Source organism: Pseudomonas sp. GW-45 (assembly GCF_056896675.1).
The window spans coordinates 119,893-141,874 of the sequence record NZ_CM167674.1; the positions used below are offsets into that span (position 1 = coordinate 119,893).

Annotated in this window: 15 protein-coding genes; 10 read left to right on the forward strand and 5 right to left on the reverse strand. The window is 57.7% G+C overall.

Annotated elements, in window-relative coordinates:
* Positions 1-38: 38 nt before the first annotated feature.
* Together AC1XYH_RS00535 and AC1XYH_RS00540 are read right to left on the reverse strand one after the other, a co-directional pair.
* Positions 39-1,019 carry an alpha/beta hydrolase gene (locus AC1XYH_RS00535; RefSeq protein ID WP_483324731.1) on the reverse strand — a complete coding sequence of 327 codons (981 nt, stop codon included), beginning with the start codon at positions 1,017-1,019 and terminating at the stop codon, positions 39-41.
* The gene (locus AC1XYH_RS00540) at positions 1,003-2,481 is read right to left on the reverse strand and encodes a flavin-containing monooxygenase (protein ID WP_483324732.1); all 1,479 of its coding nucleotides are present in this window, start codon (positions 2,479-2,481) and stop codon (positions 1,003-1,005) included. Before AC1XYH_RS00540 ends, AC1XYH_RS00535 begins: the two co-directional genes overlap by 17 nt.
* 95 nt (positions 2,482-2,576) lie before the next feature.
* Between AC1XYH_RS00540 and AC1XYH_RS00545 the strand changes: the two genes are divergently transcribed.
* From AC1XYH_RS00545 to cydC, 9 genes are all read left to right on the forward strand, one after another.
* Positions 2,577-3,608 carry an AraC family transcriptional regulator gene (locus AC1XYH_RS00545; RefSeq protein ID WP_483324733.1) on the forward strand — a complete coding sequence of 344 codons (1,032 nt, stop codon included), beginning with the start codon at positions 2,577-2,579 and terminating at the stop codon, positions 3,606-3,608.
* 141 nt (positions 3,609-3,749) lie between these two features.
* The gene (locus AC1XYH_RS00550; protein WP_483324734.1) at positions 3,750-4,928 is read left to right on the forward strand and encodes an acyl-CoA dehydrogenase family protein; all 1,179 of its coding nucleotides are present in this window, start codon (positions 3,750-3,752) and stop codon (positions 4,926-4,928) included.
* A 19-nt stretch (positions 4,929-4,947) separates the two neighbouring features.
* The gene (locus tag AC1XYH_RS00555; RefSeq protein WP_483324735.1) at positions 4,948-6,090 is read left to right on the forward strand and encodes an acyl-CoA dehydrogenase family protein; all 1,143 of its coding nucleotides are present in this window, start codon (positions 4,948-4,950) and stop codon (positions 6,088-6,090) included.
* 329 nt (positions 6,091-6,419) lie between these two features.
* On the forward strand, positions 6,420-6,779 hold the full coding sequence (locus AC1XYH_RS00560) for a CidA/LrgA family protein (protein WP_483324736.1): 360 nt from the start codon (positions 6,420-6,422) through the stop codon (positions 6,777-6,779).
* A complete protein-coding gene (locus AC1XYH_RS00565; RefSeq protein WP_483324737.1) occupies positions 6,779-7,498 on the forward strand; it encodes an LrgB family protein in 720 nt (239 codons plus the stop codon). The genes AC1XYH_RS00560 and AC1XYH_RS00565 overlap by 1 nt, the downstream gene beginning before the upstream one ends.
* Before the next feature lie 224 nt (positions 7,499-7,722).
* Positions 7,723-9,126: a cytochrome ubiquinol oxidase subunit I gene (locus tag AC1XYH_RS00570; protein WP_483324738.1), complete on the forward strand. Its 1,404-nt coding sequence runs from the start codon at positions 7,723-7,725 to the stop codon at positions 9,124-9,126.
* Positions 9,127-9,128: 2 nt separating this feature from the next.
* On the forward strand, positions 9,129-10,136 hold the full coding sequence (gene cydB / locus AC1XYH_RS00575) for a cytochrome d ubiquinol oxidase subunit II (protein WP_483324739.1): 1,008 nt from the start codon (positions 9,129-9,131) through the stop codon (positions 10,134-10,136).
* The gene (gene cydD, locus AC1XYH_RS00580; RefSeq protein WP_483324740.1) at positions 10,120-11,796 is read left to right on the forward strand and encodes a thiol reductant ABC exporter subunit CydD; all 1,677 of its coding nucleotides are present in this window, start codon (positions 10,120-10,122) and stop codon (positions 11,794-11,796) included. The genes cydB and cydD overlap by 17 nt, the downstream gene beginning before the upstream one ends.
* Positions 11,789-13,438 carry a thiol reductant ABC exporter subunit CydC gene (cydC, locus tag AC1XYH_RS00585; RefSeq protein WP_483324741.1) on the forward strand — a complete coding sequence of 550 codons (1,650 nt, stop codon included), beginning with the start codon at positions 11,789-11,791 and terminating at the stop codon, positions 13,436-13,438. The genes cydD and cydC overlap by 8 nt, the downstream gene beginning before the upstream one ends.
* 59 nt (positions 13,439-13,497) lie before the next feature.
* Here cydC and AC1XYH_RS00590 read toward each other — a convergent pair whose 3' ends face one another.
* Together AC1XYH_RS00590 and AC1XYH_RS00595 are read right to left on the reverse strand one after the other, a co-directional pair.
* Entirely contained in the window at positions 13,498-16,782 is a 3,285-nt protein-coding gene (locus AC1XYH_RS00590) for a carboxyl transferase domain-containing protein (protein WP_483324742.1), read from the reverse strand.
* Between the two features lie 2 nt (positions 16,783-16,784).
* Positions 16,785-18,479 carry an AMP-binding protein gene (locus tag AC1XYH_RS00595; RefSeq protein WP_483324743.1) on the reverse strand — a complete coding sequence of 565 codons (1,695 nt, stop codon included), beginning with the start codon at positions 18,477-18,479 and terminating at the stop codon, positions 16,785-16,787.
* Between the two features lie 157 nt (positions 18,480-18,636).
* Here AC1XYH_RS00595 and AC1XYH_RS00600 point away from each other — a divergent pair, with 157 nt between their 5' ends.
* Entirely contained in the window at positions 18,637-19,584 is a 948-nt protein-coding gene (locus AC1XYH_RS00600; RefSeq protein ID WP_483324744.1) for a LysR family transcriptional regulator, read from the forward strand.
* Here AC1XYH_RS00600 and AC1XYH_RS00605 read toward each other — a convergent pair.
* The gene (locus AC1XYH_RS00605) at positions 19,542-21,938 is read right to left on the reverse strand and encodes a penicillin-binding protein 1A (RefSeq protein ID WP_483324745.1); all 2,397 of its coding nucleotides are present in this window, start codon (positions 21,936-21,938) and stop codon (positions 19,542-19,544) included. The two genes, AC1XYH_RS00600 and AC1XYH_RS00605, sit on opposite strands and share 43 nt — an antisense overlap.
* Between the last annotated feature and the right edge of the window lie 44 nt (positions 21,939-21,982).

Below are 21,982 nucleotides of genomic sequence, written 5' to 3' on the forward strand. Positions count from 1 at the left end.
AAAAGCAGACAGGCACCCACGCGGGTGCCTGTCTGCTTTTACGACACCGGCTCTGCCGTTGTTGTGTCCGCATTGGTTATTTCAGTATTGGTTGCACCTGAACGAATAAACTCCACCACACGATCGAGTGCCTGATCGGATGCCTTCAGCAGGCCGGTATGTGCCTGAAATACATGCCACAGCTCCTCATAACGCTCCAAGCGCACTTGCACTCCTTGCTCCCGCGCCTGCTCGGCCAGGCGCAAGCTGTCATTCAGCAACAGCTCGTCTTCGCCAACCTGCAGTAGCAAGCGCGGCAAGATCGAAAGTTCACCGTTGAGAGGTGAGACGGCCGAATCGGCGCGGTCTTGTCCGGGCTGGCAGTAAGCGTCGCGAGCCAGGTCCATCCAGTCTGGATGTATCAGTGGGTCTCCGGCAGGCGGGTTGTGCAGTTGCTCACCGGTGAAGTCAGTTACGGGTGAAAAACACACCAAAGACTCCGGCATGGGCAGGCCCAGCGCATGCAGCCTTTGCGCGGTCACCAGTACCAGATTGCCGCCAGCGGAATCTCCGGCGAGGGTAATCTGCTCGGGGCGATAGCCGCGGGTTAACAGCGCTTGGTATGCGGCGACGCAGTCATCACGCGCGGCCGGGTTCGGGTAGGTCGGCGCCAGTCGATAATCCAGCGCGCAAAGATCCCATTGACCGCGGCTAACCAGGGCGGAGCACAGGCTGCGGTGGGTGGCGGGCGAGCCTAGGATAAAGGCGCCGCCATGCAGGTAGAGCATCACTCGGCCATCGCCGCCAGCAGCGGGGCGGTGCCATTCGCACGGCCGATTGGCAATCGTCTCGCGGCGTCGGCTAACGCCGCGCGCCAGTGGCATGGCGCAGGTAAATGCAGATAACACCACACGCTGAACGGCAATCGGCACAGGTGGACGAATCAAGCCGCGAAAAAAGATCCGCAGTACATTGCGCAGGAATTTGCGTAAGCCGGGCTGCTCTGGGTGTTTGAAGCTTTGATCAACGTACGCAGTCATAATCGGTCAACCTTGGTTTACGGGTCAGATGGCGATAGGCAAAGGTGAAGCCGGGCCAGTTCACGGTTTGTTTGCCTTCGGCGGTGAGGTACCAGCTGCTGCAGCCCTGGGCCCAAACAGTGCGTTTGGCGGTGTGTTGAATGCCTTGGTTGTAGCTCGACTGCGCTTCTGCTCTTACGTTGAGGTAGCGTAAACGCCTGCGCTGCAGGGTTTGTACGCACTGCACTATGTAGCTGAACTGGCTTTCGAGCATATAGATGATCGAGTTGTGGCCCAAGTTGGTGTTGGGGCCGTACAACATGAAGAGGTTGGGGAAGCCGCTGATGCAAATGCCTTTGTACGCCTCTGCTCCACTTTGCCAAGCATGATTTAAGTCCTGGCCCTGCAGGCCGGTGATCTGCATCGGCGAGAGAAACTCGGTAGCGGCAAAGCCAGTACCGTAGATCAATACGTCTGCGGGATGCAGCTGCCCATCGCGAGTTTGCACACCTTCCGGTACCACGCGTTCGATAGCCTCGGTTATCAGTTCCACTTTTTCGTCGGCTAATGCGGGGTAGTAGTTGTTGCTGATGAGAATACGTTTACAGCCCATGGGGTAGTCGGGCGTCAACGCGGCGCGCTTCTGCGGATCGGTGATCTGCTTGCGCATGTGGTTGAGTGCGACTTTTTCAGTCTGCTTCACGAGCTTCGGAAAATAGACAAAGCCGAGAGCGCGCACCTCGTGGGTGCAATATTGCCAGACGCGATCGAGCTGGTGGAGCCAACCGAAGCGGGCGAGCCGAGCGCGTTTATTGTCGTCGTATTGGCGGTCATCCTTGGGGATCACATAGGGCGCGCTGCGTTGAAACAGCGCGAGACTCGCCACCTGCGGCACTATTTGCGGCACGAACTGAATAGCCGAGGCGCCGGTGCCGATGACTGCTACGTGTTTACCGCTTAAGTCGACATCATGCTGCCAGCGGGCGGAGTGGAAGGCGGGGCCGCTGAAGTCTTCAAGCCCTTCCAGCTGTGGCATCAGCGGTCGGTTCAGTTGGCCGCAAGCGGTGATCAGCGCGCGGCAACGCAACTCGTCGCCCGTTGCGCTGTTCAGGCGCCAAAGTCCCTCTTGTTCATCGAACTGAGCGCTGATGATCTCGCAACCCAAACGCAGGCGTGAACGCAGGTTGTACTTGTTCACACAGTGTTTTATGTAAGCGTGAATATCTGGCTGGCGCGCGTATTTGTGCGGCCAGTCGGTGCGTGGTTCGAACGAGTAGGAGTACAAATGGGAGGGCACGTCGCAGCCAGAGCCCGGGTAATGGTTGTCACGCCAGGTGCCGCCGACTTCGTCGGCTTTCTCCAGAATCAGAAAATCGCTGATGCCAGCCTGATCCAGCTGGATTGCCATGCCGGTGCCGCCGAAACCGCTGCCGATGATGATGGCGCTGAGTACCGGGCTGCTGGAGTTGTTGTTTTTGTGCATTGTTTTCTCCTATTGCTGAACAACATTTTAGCGCTTGCTTGGCGGTCGGTTTATGGCATAGTCGGTCAAAGAGTTGTGATTTTCGGACAAACGCTATGCATTCATCTTTGTGGCCCGCACACCGGCGTATTACCAGCGTGCAATTATTAGCGCAGCTCGGCACAGATAAAGGCCTGTCGCTGGATCAATGTTTGAGTGCTACCGGGTTGAGCGTATTGGCGCTGGCCGATCCCCAGCAGGAGATTCTTGCCAGCCAAGAGCTGCAGGTGATCGCTAATTTGCTGCAAGCTTTGCCTCAGCAGACTACGCTGGCGCTGGAAGCGGGGCAGCGCTATCAGTTGGCGCATTACGGGATATGGGGCTACGCCTTGCTGAGCAGCAGTAGCCTGCGCGAGGCGCTGGAACTCGGCTTGCGTTACCTCGACCTGACCTTTGCTTTTAGCCGTATTGAGCTGCGCACTGACGGCGAGCGTGCCTTCCTTGAGCTGGATGCTCTGGCGGTACCGGAAGTCGTGCGTGACTTTGTGTTGTTACGTGACTGCGCTGCGGTTGCCTTGATCCAGCAAGAGCTCACCGGACAGTCATCACCCTTTACTGGGGTCGAGCTGTGTTTGCCACGTCCTGGGGCTGATGAGTTAGAACGTTACCGGCTCGCTTTGGGTTGCGAGCCCCGGTTTGGCAGGTCACATAATCGGATTGAGCTCAACTCACTGTTGCTCGATTTGCCGCTGGCGGGTGGCAACGCGGTGACGGCGCAGCTGTGTGAGGCGCAGTGTCGTCAGTTATTGCAGCGCCATCGCGCTCGTTCAGGTCTGGCCGTGAAGGTACGTGAGTTATTGCTCAGCCAGCCAGGCCGGTTGTTGGACATGCCCCAGTTGGCGGAGCGCTTGCACATGAGTGAGCGCACCTTGCGACGGCGACTGGCGGCTGAGCAGATCAGCTTCCGTCAGTTGTTGGATGAAAGCCGTCAGGCCCTAGCGGAAGAGCTACTGGCCGTTGACGGGTTGCCGCTTGAAACGGTGGCCCAGCGTTTGGGGTATGGCGAACTGTCTAATTTTATCCATGCTTTCAAGCGCTGGAAGGGCATGCCACCGCGCCGCTATCGACAGCAGCGCGAGTCCCGCTGAGCCGCTTGCGCGTGGTGCGCTATCAATCATGTTAATGGGTACTCATTCCGCCGACCAAAGGCGGCCCACCCGAAGTGCTGCGCGGAGTATCTTGATTGCCTGCTGTGTTCTGTTACTTATCCAATAACAAGGAGAATACCTGTGGCCGATCTTGATGCCTTCCGTCAACAAACTCGCGCCTGGCTGGATGAAAACTGCCCGCCAAGCATGCGTAAGCCCATCACTAAGGAAAGTGACCAATGCTGGGGTGGTCGCAACTTCACGTTCGAAAGCAACGACCAAAAGCTCTGGCTTGAGCGCATGGCCGCCAAGGGCTGGACCGCGCCTGACTGGCCATCTGAGTACGGCGGTGGTGGCCTCTCGCAGGAGGAGCATAAGGTGCTGCGTGAGGAGCTGGAGCGAATCAGTGCACGACCCGCGCTGTCCAGCTTTGGTGTGTGGATGATTGGTCCGGCGATTCTCAAATTTGGCTCTGAAGAGCTTAAACGCCAGCATTTGCCGGCGATTGTGCGTGGCGAAATTCGCTGGTGTCAGGGCTACAGCGAGCCGGGTGCGGGTTCTGACCTAGCCGGCCTGCAGACTCGTGCAGTGGACGAGGGCGATCATTTCATCGTCAACGGCCAAAAAATCTGGACCTCCTATGCCGACAAGGCTGACTGGATGTTCTGTCTGGTGCGTACCAATCCTGATGCCAAGAAGCAGCTGGGTATCACTTTGGTGCTGTTTGACATGGCTACGCCTGGCGTCAGCACCAAACCCATCAAGTTGATCTCCGGTAACTCACCGTTCTGCGAAAGCTTTCTGGATGATGTGCGGGTTGAGAAGAGTCAGGTGGTTGGCGAAATCAACGCAGGCTGGACTATTGCCAAGTACCTGCTGACCCATGAACGCGAAATGATTGGCGGTATGGGTCGCACGGCTTCCGGCCAAAAAACCTTGTCGCAAGTTGCGGTGGAGTGCATAGGTCTGGATGGCGGCAAGTTGGCCGATGGCATGCTGCGCGGTGAAATCGTGCGCTGGGATCTGGATGCGGCAGCTTTTGCGCTGACTGCTGAGCGAGTACTGGATGAAGCCAAGACGGGGCAAGGTGTGGGCGCAGCGTCTGCCATGCTCAAGTATTACGGGACTGAGTTGAATAAGCGTCGGCAGGAGCTGCTGGTAGCACTGCATGGCAGTGACGGGCTGGTCTGGGAAGGAGAGGCGCACCGCGAGGGCGCGATTCCGCGTAATTGGCTGCGCTCCAAGGGCAACTCCATTGAGGGTGGCACTACCGAGGTTCAGCTGAACGTCATCTCCCGCAATATTCTTGGGCTCCAGTAACCGGTTAGAGGAACACGTCATGTCAGCATTGGTATTAAACGAAGAACAACAGATGCTCAAGGATGCGGCCAAGCGCTTCATGGTTGAGAGCGCACCGGTTAGTCAGTTACGAGCCCTGCGCGACAACAACGATGAAACCGGCTTCTCCCGTGAGTTGTGGCAGAGCATGGTTGAAATGGGCTTTGTCGGCACCCTGGTGCCCGAGCAATTGGGTGGCTCGCAGTTTGGTTACGTGGGCATGGGGCAGATCTCAGAGCAAGCGGGCCGAAATCTCAGCGCGTCACCCTTGATCTCGACGGCGGTAGGCGGCGTTGCGGCGCTGCTGTTGGCGGGCTCCAGCGAGCAGCAACAGGCTTTGCTGCCCAAAGTGGCTGCCGGTGAGCTACTCCTGGCGCTCGCGGTGGATGAGACGCCACGGCATAACCCAGTGCGGGTCAGCACTCGCTTGGAAGCGCAAGGCGACGGCTTTGTACTCAACGGACGCAAGCAGTTTGTGGTTGATGGTCACGTTGCTGACAAGTTGATCGTGTCTGCGCGTAGCAGCGGGGCTGATAGCGAGCGCGAGGGTATTACGTTATTGCTGGTTGATCGTACTGCTGCGGGTGTTCGTGTTGAGCGCACCAGCATGGCCGATAGTCGCAATGCGGCAGTGGTCACCTTTGATGACGTTAAAGTGGCCGCGACTGATTTGCTGGGTGAAGCAGGCAAGGGTTTTGCTGCACTGGAACTGACATTGGATGTGGTCAATGCGCAGTTGGCCGCCGAGTTGTTGGGCCTCTCACTGGAGACCTTTGAACGCACGGTGGCTTATCTGCTGGAGCGTAAGCAGTTTGGCGTCACACTGAGCACCTTCCAGGGGCTGCAACACCGTTGCGCGCACCTGTTTAGTGAGCTGGAACTGGTCAAGTCGGCGGTACTGAAAGCCCTGATGGCGCTGGATGCCGGCGATGATGACGCGTCCATGCAGGTCAGCCTGGCCAAAGCCAAGGCCTCTGAAGTGGCTGAGTTGGCCACCAATGAAGCGTTGCAAATGCACGGTGGGATGGGCATGACCGACGAGTTCGATATTGGTCTGTTCATGAAGCGCGCGCGCTGCGTGCAGGCGCTTTTTGGTGACTTCCGTTACCACGCCAACCGCTTTGCCTCCCTCAAGGGGTACTAACCCGATTCCGGCAGACGCGCAGGCTGCCGGTTTCGACCGAATACAAACCTCCCTTCCGCTTCACGGGTAGCATCGAACGAGTGGATATTTCGCTGAAGTAGATGCCAGCGGCGACACTGTTGATCTAGTGTCGCCGCTCTCGTGAAGAAAAATCCCGCACCGTTTGGCGCTGCGGGATTTTTTAATATTGGTCATACCAATTGTTAAGTTTGTACGCCGCCATGTGAGCCGGTCATCCTGCTGTTTACCAATTGCTACGAAGGCAGGGCTAGGCACCCCGCGTCTGACTGTTTAATCTTGTTGGCACTGTTTGCTTGAAGGGCACGAACATGCTGTTACGCGGAATGACCTGGCTGATATTTTTTCAGCTGCTGGGGACGGGGCTGAATGTCCTATTGTTACCGATTCTGCCTGGGCCGATTATCGGCATGGTGCTGATGGTGATTTATCTTTGCCTGCGCGGCGAGGTCAGTGAGTCCATTAGCCTGGCCGCCGGTGGATTATTGAAATATCTGCCACTGATCCTGGTGCCGCCAGCGGTTGGAATCATGGCTTATGGTGCGGAGATCGCCGCTGATGCCACCGCAATTCTGCTTACGCTGGCGATTTCCTTGGCTCTGAGTTTGCCTTTTTGTGGTTGGCTAATGCAGCGCATGATCATGCGTCAGCAACGTGAGGATAAATCCTGATGGGCAATCTGCAGCAGGCGTGGGTAGCTGTTCTTAATCATCCGCTGTTCTGGGTAGGCATGACCTTGGCCGCCTACCAGTTTGGCCTTGCGCTGTACGAGAAGACGCGCATGGCGGTATTTCACCCGGTTTTGGTGTCAACACCGGTACTGGCGCTACTGATTTGGCTGGCAGGCGAGGACTATCCGCATTACCGCGAGGCTGTATCTCCACTACTGGTTTTGCTGGGCCCGGCCACCGTGGCTTTGGCGATACCCTTGTATCTGAACCTCCGAAGGATCCGCAATTTCTTCTGGCCCGTCGTTATTTGTCTATTGGTTGGCGGCACCTTTGCTACGCTGATGGCGGTGCTATTGGCATGGCTGTTGGGCGCCGAACCTATGATCATGATGACCCTGGCGCCTAAGTCGGTTACCTCGCCCATTGCCATGTTGGTGGCTGAGCAGATCGGCGGTGTTGCAGCGCTGGCGGCGGTATTTGTTATGTTTACCGGCGTGTTGGGAGCGATCTTCGGACCTTGGTTGCTGCGTATTGCCGGCGTTGACCATCCCGCCGCCTGGGGAATGGCAATGGGCATGACGGCTCACGCCGTGGGCACTTCCAGAGCCTTGGAAGAGGGCGAGGAGGCAGGCGCTTTCGCGGCGCTCTCGATGAGTTTGATGGGTATGGCGACTGCACTTCTGCTGCCGCTGGCGGTGTCTTTGTGGGTTATGCTTTAGCCGCGACTCGTTTTTTTGCTAGCAAACCTGTGTGGTGCCACGGGTTTAGCCTTGTTTTGATGCGGCCTGCGGCAATTCGTCTGATCCCGGATTGCGTGAGAGTGAGGCACACTGCGACATGGAACAATCCAAGTGGTAGCACGGTCTCATCCTCGGACCTATTGCTGACTGCAGACGGTATTACCCGCAACCTGCATCAACTTTTCTCTTAAGGAGTAGCGCGCATGGAATTGGATCCCCTCCTGCTGTCACGTTTGCAGTTTGCATTTGTGGTGTCGTTTCACGCGATCTTTCCAGTTTTCAGTATTGGCCTGGCTTCTTTCATCGCCTTTCTGGAAGCGCTTTCCTTCAAAACCGGTAACCCCGTGTGGGAGCGCCTGTCCAAATTCTGGGTACAGGTGTTTGCCGTGGTCTTCGGCATGGGTGTCGTCTCGGGCATCGTCATGTCCTTCCAGTTCGGTACTAACTGGAGTAACTATTCCTACGCGGCAGCCAACTTTCTTGGGCCAATGCTTAGCTATGAGGTGATCACCGCGTTCTTCCTTGAAGCGGCATTTCTGGGTGTTCTGTTGTTCGGGCGTAACCGGGTGCCCAAGGGACTGCACCTCTTTGCCGCCTGCATGGTGGCGCTGGGCACCCTGATTTCAACCTTCTGGATTCTTGCCGCCAATAGCTGGATGCATACGCCAGCGGGCGTAGAGTTGCGAGATGGCGTGTTCTTTGTCACCTCCTGGAGTGAGGCCATCTTTAATCCGTCCTTCCCCTATCGTTTGGCGCACATGGTGCTTGCCTCGTTCCTGACAGGCTCTTTCGTGGTCTCGGGGGTGAGTGCCTGGTATTTACTGCGCGGGCGTGAAGTAGAAGTGAATCGCAAGGCGCTATCCATGTGCCTGTGGCTGATTTTGATTCTCGCCCCCACCCAAGCGGTGGTGGGCGACTTCCACGGACTTAACACCCTGAAGCATCAACCCGCCAAGGTTGCCGCGATGGAGGCCAACTGGGAAACCTCATCCGGCGTACCTTTGTTGCTGTTCGCATGGCCAGATAAGGAAAGCCAAAGCAATCTCATCGAGATTGGTATCCCCAAGCTGGCAAGTCTGATTCTGACCCATGATATTGATGGCGTAGTGCCCGGACTCAAGGACTTCCCGGTTGCTGAACAGCCGGAAGTGCCGTGGGTTTTCTGGGGGTTCCGCGTGATGGTCGGGCTGGGTCTGCTGATGATCGCAACCGCCTTTATGGGCTTGTTGCTGCGCTACAAACAGCGCTACTGGCAGACACCCTGGTTTTTGCAGGGGCTGCGGCTGATGAGTATTACGCCCTTTATCGCCGTATTGGCGGGCTGGGTAGTCACTGAAACCGGTCGGTCGCCTTGGCTGGTGTACGGAATGATGACCCACGCCGAAGGTGTTACACCCTCGCTAACGGGTGGCATGGCGCTGTTTACTTTGATTGGCTACATCACGGTCTACGCGGCGATTTTCAGCGCAGGTTTGTACTACCTGATGCGCGTGTTGCAAGACGGCCTTGAGATTGATGAAACCCACATTGATGCAGATGATGAAGTGCATCGGCCGTCGCGTCCCCTGTCGGGCAGTGACGTGGCATTCGAACATAAGGGGGCCTGAGCATGGAATCGGAAATCTTTGACCTATCGATGATCTGGGCGATGATTATTGCCTTCGCCGTGATCATGTATGTGCTGATGGACGGCTTCGATTTGGGCGTGGGCATGCTGTTCCCCTTCGCGCCGGATGAAGATGCCCGCGACGTGATGATGAACTCGGTGGCGCCGGTGTGGGACGGCAACGAAACTTGGCTGGTGCTGGGTGGGGCCGGCCTGCTCGGGGCGTTTCCGCTGGTCTATTCAATCTTGCTGCCGGCGTTGTATATCGGCGTATTTTTGATGCTCGCGGGTTTGATCTTTCGCGGCGTTGCATTCGAGTTTCGCTTCAAGGCAAAAACCTCACGCTACCTGTGGAACTGGGCCTTTGCCGGCGGCTCCTACCTGGCGGCTTTTGCGCAAGGTGTGGTGGTGGGTACCTATATTCAAGGTTATAAAACCGAAGGCCTGGTTTACGCTGGCGGTGCCTTCGATTGGCTCACGCCGTTCACGGTGATGACCGGTGTAGGCTTGATGGCCGGTTATGCGCTGCTCGGCAGCACCTGGCTGATTATGAAAACCGAGGGCTATATTCAGCAGTGGGCCTATCGGATCGCGCCGTGGTTGCTGGCCGCTGTGCTGGGTGTTTTCGGTATCATCAGCATCTGGACGCCGTCGGTTGATCCAAGTGCCTATGAGCGCTGGTTCTCGATGGTTCGCTGGATCTGGATCTTCCCCGTATTGGCACTGTTTTTTGCCTACCAGATCTGGAGCGGGTTGCGTAAGCGCAAGGAAGTCGTGCCCTTCCTTGCGACCATGGCGATGTTCTTTTCCACCTACTTTGCACTGCTGTGGACGCGCTGGCCCTACGTCATTCCGCCTAACTTCACTTTGTGGGATGCGGCTTCTGCGCCGGGCTCTCAGCTGTTTCTGCTGCTTGGGATGCTGTTCGTGATCCCGATTATCCTCGCCTATACGGCTTGGACCTATTGGATCTTCCGCGGCAAGGTCCGCGTGGGTGAAGGCTATCACTGAGTCCGGTCGCCGCAGCCGTCATTGGCTGCGGCAGCAGGGGCTGGCAGTTCGGCCCTGGCTGTATGCTGCGGTAGTGGCGGGGCTGTTGCAGACACTGGCGCTCATTGCGCAGATGGGCCTAATCGCTTGGTTGGTGCATGCCGTGCTGATCGCAAAAGCCCCTTATTCCTCTTTGCTGTGGCCAGGTGTGGGTTTGGGCTTGGCTGTTGTGCTGCGTGCTCTTGCGCAGGCGGTGCAAGAGCGTTGTGGCCAGCATGCCAGTGTGAGGGTGCGCCAAACGGCACGCGAGCAATTGGCTGCCGACTGGGCTGATCTTGGACCGATCCGTTTGGCGGATCGCTCCAGCGCGGCTTTGACCAATCAGTGGGTCGAGCAGGCAGAGGCGCTGGATGGTTATTACGCGCGTTATCTACCGCAACAGTGGTTAGCTCTACTATCCCCCTTATTGATTCTGCTGCTCGTGTTCTGGCTCGACTGGCTAGCGGCGTTGTTTCTGTTGCTTGCAGCACCGCTGATTCCTTTGTTTATGGCGCTAATTGGCATGAGCGCAGAAAAGGTGAGTCAGCAGCACGTGCTGGAAGCAGGGCGGCTGGCCGGGCATTTTCTTGATCGGGTGCGCAGCCTCACCAGCCTGCAGCTGTTCGGGCAGGTAGGTGCCGCGACCCAATCGGTACAAGATGCCTCCGAGCGTTACCGCTCGGTCACCATGCGCACCTTACGCATAGCCTTCCTCTCCTCTGCGGTGTTGGAGTTCTTCGCCTCTGTGGCGATCGCGGTGGTTGCGATGTATATCGGTTTTGGTTTGCTTGGCTACATTCAATACGGCCCTGCGGCCCAGTTAACGCTATTTTCCGGCCTACTGATTCTGTTGCTGGCGCCTGAGTTTTTTCAACCGCTACGCAGCCTGGCGCAGTCCTATCATGACCGGGCTGCAGCACTGGCAGCGGCTGAGGGTATGGCTGCGTTGCAGGATGAAGCGGCGAATATTGACTCTCAGAGTGAGTCTGCAAAACAGGGCGCCGATGGTATCTGCATTCGCCAGTTGAGCTTGTCTTATCCGGGCCGTGGAGCGGTACTGATCGATATCTTTTTGCAGGTTTCAGTCGGGCAAGTAGTTGCGCTCACAGGGCCTTCCGGCTCAGGCAAATCCAGCTTGCTGCACTGCATTGCTGGTTTCGTTAAACCCGGCAGCGGCAGCCTCACAATATTGGGTCATCTGCCGGGTGAGCAACCGCTTGCCTGGTTGGGGCAACGGCCCTTTTTGATTCAGGGAAGCTGGGCGGAGAATCTGCGTCTCACTGCTCCGCAGGCTAGCACTGAGGAGATGTCGCGCGCGATTGAGGCTGTGGGTCTTGGTGCGCTGCTCGGGGCTCAGCTTAATGGTTTAGATACGGTTTTGGGCGAAGGTGGTCGTGGGTTGTCCGGTGGCCAAGCACAGCGGTTAGCGCTAGCAAGGGTATGGTTGTCGACAGCTGATGTGGTGCTGCTGGATGAACCTACTGCCAGCCTGGATGAGCAGAGCGAAGCTGAAGTAATAACCGCTCTGCGCGGGCTGTCGGCTAGCGGCAAAACGCTGATCATTGCCACCCACCATCCAGCGCTGATGGCGTTGGCTGATCGCCGTTATGTTCTGAACAGTGGGAGACTCACAGATGCATGAGCTAAAGCCTTGGCTGGCGCTCATCATGCAGCGCCGTTCGCGCCTGGTAGTCGGTGCGTTGCTGCTGGCATTAACCCTGTTCAGTGCCATGGGTCTGTTAGCGCTGTCTGGTTGGTTTATTACCGCCACGGGCGTTACCGCGCTGCTCTGGGCCGCAGGCCAGCGAGTGATGTTTGATGTGTATATGCCGGGTGGCGGCATCCGGTTTTTCGCTCTCACGCGCACGGTCGCGCGCTACTCCGAGCGGGTCTTCAACCACAACACGGTGTTGAGCTTACTCGCCGATTTGCGCGGTCGGCATTTCGCGGCTTTGGCGCTGCTGGATGGTGCCACCTTGAGTCGCCTGCGCGCAGCGCAATGGCTCAATCGTCTGACCGCCGATATAGATACCCTGGATACCCTTTACTTACGCCTGCTCGCGCCGCCGGTAGTGGCGTTGCTGGGTATCACGCTAGTGTGTGGCTTGATCGCGGTTTTCCATCTTTCTCTAGCGTTGTTGCTCGGCGCCGTGCTGCTGGGGCTGCTGCTGTTTCTGACCTTGGGCATGGCACTGTTTGGGCTGCATTACAGCGCCCGGCGAGTGGAGCAGCTTGATTACCTGCGGGTTCAGGCTGTTGAGCAATTGCAGGGGCTGGCTGAGTTGACGGCTGCCGGCACTCTGGGCCTGCATCGCCAGCGGCTGCTGGCCAGTAGTCAGCAAATATTGGATGAACAACTGATTCTGCAAGGGCGTATTGCTCTTGGGCAGGGTCTGGCAACGTTGGGCGTGATGGCCACCGTTTTGTTAGGTTTGTTTGGTGCAATGCAAGCCTATGCAGCAGGACTGCTGTCGGGTCCGATCATGGTGATGATTCCGCTGGCGTTGATGGCATTGAGCGAAGGTTTTGCTGGCTTGCCCGCGGCCTTCGCACAATTCGGCGGCACTCGAGCTGCCGCGGCGCGACTGAATCAGCAGACTAGCATGAGTAGCCGCTTGGTCGATCCGGACCAGCCCTTACCTATGCCCACCGACGTTACGTTGCAATGGCACGATATTGGAGTGCGTCACGCCGGGATACAGGGTTTTAACTTAACGCTGGCAAGAAACGAGCGCCTGGCGATTATTGGCCCCTCCGGCTCGGGTAAGTCGACCTTGGCCGCGCTGGCCGCGCGCTTGCTAGACCCTGACTCAGGGCAGCTGCTGGTTAGTGGTACGCCGTTGCTTGAGTTGCCGCTTCAGAAATGGCGCACCCAGCTTGGCTACCTAACTCAGCAGACTGAGTTATTGCATGACAGCGTCGCTGCTAATTTGCTGTTGGGTAACCCTGGCGCGAGTAATGAACAACTCTGGGCAGTGCTGGAGATGGTAGATCTGGCCGACCTGGTTGATGGATTGCCGACCGGACTGAATACCTGGGTGGGCGAATCAGGCAAACAATTCTCGGGTGGTGAAGGGCGGCGTTTGGTACTGGCAAGAGTGCTGCTTAAAAACGCACCTCTGGTAATTCTGGACGAGCCATTCAGCGGCCTGGACGCTGCCACCCGAGAGCGGGTGAGCGCACGATTAGAGCCTTGGCTGGCGGACCGCACGGCGTTGTTGCTGGGGCATGATGCGGCTTTATTGCCCAAGGTTGACCGTGTTGTCGCCTTGAGCGCGCTGTAACCTTTTCTGCGCCGCGTTGCGCGAACAGAAAAGATTACAGCAGCACTCATCGATAACCGTTACCAAGTATCCACAAATGGCCGAGTGCCCTTGCGACGTGACTCCGCGGGCGCTGCATTCAGGCCGCGCAGTAACCAGTCGCGGGTTTCCAGTGGGTCGATGACAGCGTCGATTTCCAGGAAGCTGGCCATGCTGATGCCTTTGCCGCGTGCGTACAGCTCGGCGACCATTTTATCGAAAAACGCCTGCTGCTCAGCCGGGTCTTCCAAGGCAGCCAGCTCCTTGGCGTAGCCCAGTCGCACTGCTCCTTCCAGCCCCATGGCACCAAACTCGCTGCTTGGCCAGCCGATGGTAAACAGCGGCGCGTGGAAGCTACCAGCGGCCATCGCCTGCGCGCCCAAGCCATAACCTTTGCGCAGTACCACGGTGAAGAAGGGAATGCTTAGGCTGGCGGCGGTGACGAACATGCGCGAGACATGCCGCACTGTGGCCTGCTGCTCTGCATCGGGGCCGACCATAAAGCCGGGTGTGTCGCAGAGCGAAACCATCGGCAGACCGTGCGCTTGGCATAGCTGCATAAAGCGCGCGGCTTTGTCGCCGGACACGGCATCAATGGCGCCGCCAAGATGCATCGGGTTATTGGCGATCAGGCCGAATGGCTTACCTTCGATTCGGATCAGCGCGGTGATCAGGCCCGGCGCAAAATGTCGGCGTAATTCCAGCACTGAATCCGCATCGGCCAGTTTCTCAATGACTTGGCGAATGTCGTATACGCGCAACCGGTTTTCCGGGATCAGGTGACGCAGCTCGCGTTGGTCCGCGCACTGCCACTCACGTGTCTCACCCTGGAAGTAGGATAGGTACTGCTTGGCCACGCGAGTGGCGGCTGCCTCATCCGGTACCACGACATCCACTACGCCGTTCGGACCCTGCATGCTCACCGGGCCAACCTGCTCCGGAGTGAAGTGGCCCAAACCGCCACCCTCAATCATCGCCGGACCGGCCATACCTATGGTGGCGTTCTCGGTGGCAATGATCACGTCGCAGCAGCCCAGCAGGGCGGCGTTACCGGCAAAGCAACGCCCGGATACCACGCCGACGGTTGGCACCATGCCGCTCAGTCGCGCCATGCGCATGAAGGTAGTGCAGTCGAGCCCGGCCACACCCACCTTGTCGATATCGCCGGGACGCCCGCCGCCGCCTTCAGTGAAGAACACCAGCGGCAGTTGCCATTGTTCGGCCAACTCCAGCATGCGATCGGTTTTTTTGTGATTGGTCACGCCTTGAGTACCGGCGAATACCGTGTAATCGTAGGACAGCGCCATGCAGCGCGCCGCTTCCGCGCCAAACTGCTCGGCGTTGATTGTACCGATACCGGTGATTAGTCCATCCGCCGGGCTCATCTCCAGAAGTTCTGCGTGACTACGGCGCATGCGCTGCGCGGCGAGGGCGAAACCGCCGTATTCCATAAAACTGCCGTCGTCGAGCAGATCAGCAAGGTTTTCACGGGCGGTGCGTTGGCCGGTCTTGCGGCGTTTGGCGACCGCCTTCGGGCGGCGCTCGTCGGTGAGGTCAGCTTGGCGCTCGAGCACTTCGCGCAAATCAGCGCGTATATGCTCAAGGTCGATGGCTTCTTCGCTCAATTCTTGGCCGGCGGTGACCTCGGCCGGTTCGAGATAGAGTAGGGCACTGCCTTCAAATAGGCTGGCGCCGGGCTCAACCGCCAGTGCGCGCACTATGCCGCTCTGCGCAGCTTTCACCACGAACTCCATTTTCATGGCTTCCAATACCGCGACTTGCTGACCTACGGCAATGGCATCGCCGACTTGTACGTCCAGGCTAACCAGTACACCTTGCACCGGCGATTTAAGCGGTTCGGTGCCGGCGGGAGCGATAACACCGTCTTGCTGCTCTGTTGCGGCGGTTTTGCCAGCGCTGAAATAACGATGCGGATGTTCGCTGGTTTGTGACGCGGTCAGCGTCGCAGCATTGGCTTCAATAAAGCCGGTAAAAACGTCATTGCTTTGCACGGCTGCGTTTTGCAGTAAGTTCTGCAGAAACTGTAGGTTGCTGCTGACGCCTTCCAGGCGGAACTCGCAAAGCGCTCGATAGGCGCGGCGCAATACACCAACGTAGTCGTCATTGGCCTGCACAATCAATTTGGCTATCAGCGAGTCAAAGCGCGGGCTGGTGGTGTAACCACTATAACCGTAGCCGTCCACGCGAATGCCTGCGCCACTGGGCGGCTCGTAGGCGCTAAGCGTGCCGCCAGCCGGGCGGGCGCTGCCGTCGTTGCTCATGCTTTCCAGGTTGACGCGCAGCTGCACGGCGAAGCCTTTGGCTTCAGGGATTTGCTTTTGCTCCAGACCGAGTTCGACCAGGCTGGCGCCTGCTGCAAGGCGAATCTGTGTTTGCGCCAAATCTATCCCGGTAACCGCCTCGGTGACCGTGTGCTCTACTTGAATTCGTGGGTTGGCTTCCATAAATACGAAGTCGCCCGCGTCTTCATCCAACAAAAACTCGACGGTACACAAGCCACGGTAGTTGACGGCTTGAGTCAGGGTTCTGGCGGCTTGCAGGAGCTGCCCGCGTACTGCCGGGTCCAGCGTTGGCGCGGGTGCGATTTCCAGCAGCTTTTGATTGCGGCGTTGTAGCGTGCAGTCGCGCTCCCACAAATGCGACACCTGCGTGCCGTCGCCAATGATCTGTACTTCAATATGCCGTGCGCGGGTGATCAGTCGTTCTATATAGAGCGCGTCGTTGCCAAAGGCGCTTTTCGCCTCCGAACTGCAACGCACGAAAGCTTCATCCAGCTCCTCCAAACTGTGCACAGCGCGCATGCCGCGGCCGCCCCCCCCCGCTAGTGCCTTGAGCATGACGGCAGTGCCGGCGCCCAGCGATTGCATAAAGGCGCGCGCCTGCTCCAGCGAAGTCGGCTCGTTGGTGCCCTGCACCAGAGGTACGCCTTGCTGCAGTGCTAGGCGTCGTGCGCTGGCCTTGTCGCCGAAGGTCTCAAGTACCTCGGGAGCTGGGCCAATGAAGGCGATTCCGGCCGCCAGACAGCGGCGTGCAAAGTCGGCGTTCTCGCTGAGAAAGCCATAGCCCGGATGAATGGCATCGCATCCCTGCGCTTTTGCGACTGCAATTAATTGCTCGCTGTCCAGGTAAGCGGCGGCGCCTTGCCCGGTAAGTGCGATGGCAGTGTCGGCGCGACGCACGTGCAGTGACTCGGCATCGTCTTCGGCGTAGACCGCGACGCTGTGGATATCCATTTCAGCCAGGGCGCGGGCGAGGCGAATGGCGATTTCGCCGCGGTTGGCGATCAGTACGCTATTGAATGACATGCTTAGTTGATCCAATCCTGTAATTCCTGTTTTTTTACTTTGCCGGTCGCTGTCATGGGCAGCGATTCGACCAAGCGAATTTCCGGCACCTTAAAAATGGCCATCGCAGTTTTACACCACGCGTGCAGCGACTCGGCACTGGCGCTGCTACCTGGTTTACAGATGATAAAAGCGATCGGCATTTGGCCGCGTTGTTCGTCCGGTCGGCCGACGACTGCTGAAGCAAGAATGTCGGGGTGTTGGCCGAGCATGGCTTCCAGCTCGCTGGGGAATACGCTCATGCCGTTGACCTTGAGCATTTCCTTGCGCCGTCCAAGATAGCGGATGAAGCCCTGTTCGGTAATCACGCCGCTGTCGCCGGTGTGCAGCCAGCTATCGCGCAGTGCCTCGGCGCTGACCTCGGGCTTGTTCCAGTACCCTTTCAGCAGCGAGGGGGTGCGCACGCAAAGCTCGCCTTCACTGCCCAGTGGCAGCAGTTCGCCGCTGGCGAAGTCACAGACTTTAAACTCAGTGCCGGGAACGGGTAAGCCAACGAAAGTGGGGGCGGATTTAAGGTCGAAGTTATCTTTCTGCAAGCCAGCGGTGAAGGTGTCGCACGTGTGGGTCTCGGTCATGCCAAAGCTGCTTTCGAACAGTGTGCAACCGGTCAGAGCGAGCCAGCGTGAGCGATATTCGGGCGTGAGCTTCTTGATAAAAGACACACAGCTGGTGGTTTCCAACGAGCTGAAGTCAAACTCGCTAACTTGCGGATGATCAAGCACCTCTGATGCGCTGTCGACCAGTAACCCAGTCTGATTGACTTTGTAATGCTGCACTGCGCTCATAAAGGTGAGCGCATCCCAGCGCGCCAGCAGCACCAAGGTTGTGCCGGCAAAAATCGGAAATAGCAGCCCTGCGTTTTCCCCGGCGATCCAGAATTCTGGCATGAAATTGAGGCTGATACGCTCAGAGTCCAGGCCCAACGCCGTCGGCAGGAAGCTGGCGCAGGTGTAGAGCATATCGCCGTGGGTGTGGATGCAGCCCTTGGGCAGCCCAGTGGTACCGCCTGTGTAGTTCAGCGCTGCGATGTCATCGAGCTGTAGGGCGGGAAGGTTGGTTGCCGGTGCGATATTTTGCAGGGCAGGCAGCAGGTCGATACTGTCGGTGATTGGCAGCTTGGGCGCTTGCAGCAGATCGGGTACTGGGATTGGGGGCGCGGCAGGGCATAGTTCGGACAGGCTGGTGCTGATGATCAGCTGGAGGTCGGTTTCTGCTCGCACTTCGCGTACCACCGGCAGCAACTGGTCAAAGCAGACAATGGCGTTGGCGCCGCTGTCGTTGAGCTGATAGCTCAGCTCCATACCTTTAGCCATGGGGCTAACCGGGGCGTGAATAGCGCCAGCTTTCAGAATGCCATAGAAGGCGATGTGTAGCTGTGGGCAGTTAGGCATGAATACCGCGACTCGATCGCCAGGCTTGATGCCCTGCTGGTACAGCAGCGCGGCAAATCGGTCGCTTAAATCGTCCAACTCGGCATAGCTGAGTTGATGGCCGTAAAAATGAATGGCGGTTTTTTCCGGGCAGGATTGAGCCCAGTGCTGCAGATAGCGCGTCAGCGGTTGTTCACCCAAGGGGTATACCGCTTCGGTGGGCGCGCCTTTGGGCCATGCGGCCTTTTGTAAGGCACGCAAGTTCGCCAAGTAATCTGATTCCTGCATCTGCCAGCCCTCGTTGTTGATTTTATGTGGTGCAGCTTAGGCCGTTCACGCAAAGGGATGAAGCGAAGCTTATTCATCTATAATTATGAATCAAGCTCATACATCGCCAGGAGCGGCGTAGATATTGTGCTTCATCTTGGGCCTAGGGCTTCCTGCTATGAATGAAATGAATGGTTTGTCATCGGTTGCCCGCATGGACCTGAATTTATTCAGGGTCTTCGAAGTGGTTTTTCGTGAACGCAGCCTCACGCGCTCCGCGGCGGTGCTACATGTCAGCCAGTCGGCAGTTAGCCACTCGCTTGCGCGCTTGCGTGAGCATTTCGCTGATCCGTTGTTCGTGCGCGAGGGGCGCGGTGTGACGCCGACCGCGTTAGCGCAGCGGCTTGCTCCGGTGATCAGCGATAGCTTGGCGCGCTTGCAGCGTAGCCTGGAAGGGCTACAGGATTTTGATCCGTTGCAGGACGAGCGCACTTTTACCTTGAGCCTACCGGAGCAGTTGGAGCTGGTGTTGCTGCCGCCCTTACTCGCACGCCTGCGTCACTGTGCGCCTAAATGTAAGGTGCGGACAGCGGGCGTGCGCTGGTCCGAGTTGAAGCTGGAACTGGCTGCGGGCCGTATTGACCTTGCGGTGCAGATAGCACGGCCGGTTGACGCCAATCTGCGCCAGATGCAACTGCTGACAGAGCCGCTCTGTGTGGTGGCGGGGCCAGACTTTGTGGGCGAGCTTACGACCGAGCGTTATCTGGCCGCGGAGCATATTGCGGTAGCGTCATGGCGCCGCGGCTTGTCTTACGAGGATCTGGCGCTAGGGCATATGGGCTTGATGCGGCGCGTGATGCAGCAGTGTCAGAACTATCAAGCTGCGAGTCTGGTGGTGGCGCAGAGTGATCTGTTGCTGACCATGTCCAGGCGGCATGCGGAGCTGGTGAACGCGTCTCTGGATAACCGCTTACTCGAGATGCCGCTGCCTTTGCCGTCCATTGGACTCAACCTGTATTGGCATGAGGCCGCAGAGCATGACCCGGTGAACCGCTGGCTGCGTCAGCAGTTACTGTCGTTGGCTCAGAACAGCTCAAGGGGTGTAACGGCGCCTTCGCTATCGTAACCGCCCAGTCCTAGTTCGCTGTACGGAGGTGGGGCATCTTCCTGTTTGAATATTTCCATAATGCCGTTACTACCCGGTGGTGCGCTGCGGCCAGTCTCCGAGTCGATCCGCGCGGTCAACATCCCTTCGGGCATACGTGGCTCTACATCAGGTGCGCCTTCCAGAGCTGGCCCCATGAGACTCATCCAAATCGGCAGGGCAGCGGTGCCACCGAACTCGCGTCGACCCAGTGTGCTGGGCTGATCGAATCCGACCCATGCGGTAGCAACCAGATCAGGATTGAAACCGGAAAACCAGGCGTCCTTCTGGTCGTTGGTCGTACCCGTTTTACCGGCCAGGTCTTTGCGCTGTAATGATCTGGCGCGCACCGCTGTGCCGCGTCGAATCACGTCTCGCAACATACTATTGAGCTGATAAATAGTGCGTGGGTCGACCACACGCTCGGCTTTCTCTACCTGCGGCAGAATGCCTTCTGGTTGGCGCAGGTAGTAGGCGTCCAGGCGAGCCTGTTCTTGCTCCATTTGGGCAGGCGTTACGGCTGGCCGGGAATAGTCGACCAGTTGGGCGTAGCGGTTCTCAATACGGTCGATCAAATAGGGTTTAACCGCGTAGCCGCCGTTGGCAAAAGTGGTGTATCCCTGAGCAACCTGCAAAGGCGTCATTTCGGATGTGCCCAAGGCTGCGGATAGATGGCGTGGCAAGTCCGAGCGAGCAAAGCCGAAGCGCTCGATGTAGGTCATGGCATGATCTACGCCCAGATCCTGCAGCAGGCGAATAGATACCAGGTTGCGGGAGCGATACAAGGCTTCGCGCAAGCGGATGGGGCCGAGAAAATCGCCACCCGAATTCTGGGGTCGCCAAATTGAGTCCATGTAGTCGTCAACAAACACCAGCGGCGCGTCGTTGACCAGACTGGCGGGCGTATAGCCATTGTCGAGTGCCGCGCAGTAAAGGAAAGGTTTGAAGCTAGAGCCAGGTTGGCGCCTCGCCTGGGTTGCCCGGTTGTAGTTGCTTTCGACAAAGGAGAAGCCGCCGATCAGTGCCTTGATACTGCCGTCTTGAGGGCCAAGCACCACTAGCGCGCTTTGTGCTTTGGGTAATTGCGAAAGTCGATACTGGTTTTCACCCTCGACGTGACTTACGCGAATAATGTCGCCGGGTTTTAGCACGTCAGCCGGTTTTCCGGGGCGCGGGCCCATGCTGTTGGCGCTGAGATAGGGGCGAGCCCACTTCATGTTCTCCCAGCTGATGACGCCGTGCGGGTCACGGCGGAAACTCACCTCCACGCGGTCGGGATGTACTGCGGTGACCAATGCCGGTTCTAGGCCGCCGAGGCTCTGATATTTCTTCAGAAAGCTGGCGCCTTGTTCTAGCGTAATATCCGGGTTGCGTGCCTCGGGACCGCGAAATCCATGGCGCTGATCATACTCTTCCAGTCCGCTGCGCAACGCCTGGTTAGCCAGTTCCTGCATGTTGCTGCTAACGGTGGTGTAGACATTAAAACCTTGGGTGTAGGCCTTGTCGCCATAGCGGTCAACCATTTCCAGGCGCGCCATTTCAGCAATATAAGGCGCCTCCATTTCAGGATTGGCACCGTGATTGCGGGCAGTGATGGGAGTGGCTATCGCTTCGTCGTAGCTGGCCTGGTCGATATAACCGAGCATCAGCATGCGCTGCAAAATCCAGTTACGGCGCAGCTTGGTCCGTTCGGGATTGGCGATGGGGTTATAGCGCGAGGGTGCTTTGGGCAGTCCTGCAATCATGGCCAGATCGGCCAGGGGCAGCTCGCTGATCGACTTGCCGTAGTAAACTTGAGCGGCCGCCTCAATGCCGTAGGCGCGGTTACCGAGGTAAATTTTGTTGACGTAAAGCTCGAAAATTTCCTGCTTGCTTAAGTTGCGTTCGATCTGCAGCGCCAACAATATTTCGTTTAATTTTCGCGAGAACACCCGGTTGCTGGACAGAAAATAGTTTTTTGCCACTTGCATGGTGATGGTGCTGCCCCCGGTTTGAATGTGCCCGGTCTGTACTAGCTCTGCTACCGCACGCAAGAGGCCAGCAGGGTCAACGCCATGGTGATGCAAAAAGTTGTCGTCTTCCGCTGCCAGCAGTGCATGTACGAAAGTGGCGGGCACCTCATCGTAGGTAATGGGGAATCGACGCATTTCACCAAACTCTGCAATGAGCTTGTTATCTGTGCTATATATCCGCAACGGGGTTTGCAATTCCACATCACGCAGGGTTTCAACATCTGGTAAAGCAGGGCTAAGATAGAGTGCGACCCCACTCAGCACCAGAACCGGGGTGCAAGCCAGGGCTAAAAGAGACCAGAATAGAAATTTTAATAAACGCATAAGGGATGCGGAATTCCCTGAATAATTAGAAAGTTAGCAGTATT

Bases quoted from the DNA above. Each gene is read 5' to 3' on its own strand.
- AC1XYH_RS00535 (WP_483324731.1), bottom strand. From the start codon at position 1,019: ATGACTGCGTACGTTGATCAAAGCTTCAAACACCCAGAGCAGCCCGGC.
- AC1XYH_RS00600 (WP_483324744.1), top strand. From the start codon at position 18,637: ATGAATGAAATGAATGGTTTGTCATCGGTTGCCCGCATGGACCTGAAT.
- AC1XYH_RS00605 (WP_483324745.1), bottom strand. From the start codon at position 21,938: ATGCGTTTATTAAAATTTCTATTCTGGTCTCTTTTAGCCCTGGCTTGC.
- AC1XYH_RS00560 (WP_483324736.1), top strand. From the start codon at position 6,420: ATGCTGTTACGCGGAATGACCTGGCTGATATTTTTTCAGCTGCTGGGG.
- AC1XYH_RS00570 (WP_483324738.1), top strand. From the start codon at position 7,723: ATGGAATTGGATCCCCTCCTGCTGTCACGTTTGCAGTTTGCATTTGTG.
- cydB (WP_483324739.1), top strand. From the start codon at position 9,129: ATGGAATCGGAAATCTTTGACCTATCGATGATCTGGGCGATGATTATT.
- AC1XYH_RS00595 (WP_483324743.1), bottom strand. From the start codon at position 18,479: ATGCAGGAATCAGATTACTTGGCGAACTTGCGTGCCTTACAAAAGGCC.
- AC1XYH_RS00545 (WP_483324733.1), top strand. From the start codon at position 2,577: ATGCATTCATCTTTGTGGCCCGCACACCGGCGTATTACCAGCGTGCAA.
- AC1XYH_RS00565 (WP_483324737.1), top strand. From the start codon at position 6,779: ATGGGCAATCTGCAGCAGGCGTGGGTAGCTGTTCTTAATCATCCGCTG.
- cydC (WP_483324741.1), top strand. From the start codon at position 11,789: ATGCATGAGCTAAAGCCTTGGCTGGCGCTCATCATGCAGCGCCGTTCG.
- AC1XYH_RS00555 (WP_483324735.1), top strand. From the start codon at position 4,948: ATGTCAGCATTGGTATTAAACGAAGAACAACAGATGCTCAAGGATGCG.
- AC1XYH_RS00540 (WP_483324732.1), bottom strand. From the start codon at position 2,481: ATGCACAAAAACAACAACTCCAGCAGCCCGGTACTCAGCGCCATCATC.
- AC1XYH_RS00590 (WP_483324742.1), bottom strand. From the start codon at position 16,782: ATGTCATTCAATAGCGTACTGATCGCCAACCGCGGCGAAATCGCCATT.